Origin of the sequence: Haloferax sp. Atlit-6N (assembly GCF_003383195.1) — an archaeon.
GTDB lineage: Archaea > Halobacteriota > Halobacteria > Halobacteriales > Haloferacaceae > Haloferax > Haloferax gibbonsii.
In genome coordinates, this window is record NZ_QEQJ01000341.1 from 1 (window position 1) to 454 (window position 454).

At 57.3% G+C, this 454-nt stretch carries 1 pseudogene; it reads left to right on the forward strand.

Annotated elements, in window-relative coordinates:
• Positions 1-62: 62 nt before the first annotated feature.
• Positions 63-454, forward strand: a pseudogene (locus tag DEQ92_RS23365) (hypothetical protein); the annotation flags it as partial.

The window sequence follows — 454 nt, forward strand, 5'->3', positions numbered from 1 at the left end:
AGTCGGCCGCTGTCTTGCCATGCGAAGGTTCATGTTGTTTGGGGAAAGGTTTGGATATAATTGTGTCTGGGTCCGATTCATCTCCCCGGAAAGCCCAACTGGACAAGGCCGAACGTGAGCATCTCGAGGACGTCGTCGAGGAATTACGCGCGTTAGTCGAGCGTGAGGTAGAGTACGAACTCGAACAGCAGTACGATCTGTCTGAACGAGAGGGCGGTGAGGGGCTTTCCGATGAGGAGCAGGATGTGCGCGAGGATTTGGTTGATGCTGTGGAGCAGGAGAATCCCGGCGACAAATCCTGGGAGTGGGCCTACGAGCAGTATCTGAGTGGCGTTGGCTATACGCTCGTCAATCGACTCGCGGCACTCCGTTGTCTGGAGGTGCGTGGCATCATCGAGCAGCCTGTAACCCAGATCGGGGAGTCGGGAATGACGCCCGCTGCCGAGCAGGTACA